The sequence below is a fragment of the Aquamicrobium sp. LC103 genome, from assembly GCF_001014615.2.
Classification (GTDB): Bacteria; Pseudomonadota; Alphaproteobacteria; order Rhizobiales; family Rhizobiaceae; genus LBCQ02.
The window spans coordinates 1-1144 of sequence record NZ_LBCQ02000030.1; the positions used below are offsets into that span (position 1 = coordinate 1).

1 protein-coding gene is annotated in these 1144 nt (G+C 72.8%); it reads left to right on the plus strand.

Annotation, left to right across the window (positions count from 1 at the left end):
* Positions 1 to 1134: methyl-accepting chemotaxis protein (locus XW59_RS29205; RefSeq protein WP_047148037.1), on the plus strand; the 1134-nt coding region annotated here is incomplete at its 5' end.
* Positions 1135 to 1144: the final 10 nt, after the last annotated feature.

The window sequence follows — 1144 nt, forward strand, 5'->3', positions numbered from 1 at the left end:
GCGGCGCGCGGCGAGGCGGAGGCGGAGCGGGCGCGCAACGAGGCGGACAAGGCCCGCAAGGCGCAGGAGGACCATGTCGCGATCAGCGCGCTCGGCGAGGGGCTGTCGCATCTGGCGGCCGGCGACCTGACCTTCCGCATCGAGGCGGCGTTCGCGGCCGAGACGCGGCAGCTGAAGGAGGATTTCAACGACACGGCCGGCCAGTTGCAGGAGGCGATGGCGACGATCGTGCGGGCGATCGAGGGGATGCGGGAGGGCACCGGCGAGATCAGCCAGGCTGCGGACGACCTGTCGCGGCGCACCGAGCAGCAGGCGGCGAGCCTCGAGGAGACGGCGGCGGCGCTCGACGAGATCACGGCGACGGTGCACAAGACGGCGGAAGGCGCGCATCAGGCGTCCGAGGTGACGGCCGCGGCGCGTCTGGGGGCGGAGCGCTCGGGCGCGGTGGTGGGCGAGGCGGTGGCGGCGATGGCGCAGATCGAGCGCTCGTCGCAGGAGATCGGGCAGATCATCGGGGTGATCGACGAGATCGCGTTCCAGACCAATCTCCTGGCGCTGAATGCGGGGGTGGAGGCGGCGCGCGCCGGCGAGGCGGGCCGCGGCTTCGCGGTGGTGGCGTCGGAGGTGCGGGCGCTGGCGCAGCGCTCGGCGGAGGCTGCCAAGGAGATCAAGGCGCTGATCTCGACCTCGTCGCAGCAGGTCGGGCAGGGAGTCGAGCTTGTCGGGCAGACGGGCACGGCGCTGGAGAAGATCGTGGCGCAGGTTGGCGAGATCACCGGCCTGGTGAGCGAGATCGCGGCGTCGGCGCGCGAGCAGTCGACGGGTCTCGGCGAGGTCAACACGGCGGTCAACCAGATGGACCAGGTGACGCAGCAGAACGCGGCGATGGTGGAGGAGAGCACGGCGGCGAGCCATTCGCTTGCGCAGGAGGCGGAGGAGCTCGCGCGGCTGGTGTCGCGCTTCAGGCTCGGCGCGGCGGTGCAACAGGCGCCGGCGTCGCGCAAGGGCGAGGAGACGCCCGCCGGCAAGTCGACGCCGGTGGCCGCCCTCAGGACGGTCGCGGCCAGCGGCGGTGCCGGCCAGGCCGCCGCCCTCCTCGCCCAAACCTCCGACGAGGGATGGGAGGAGTTCTGAAACACAACGC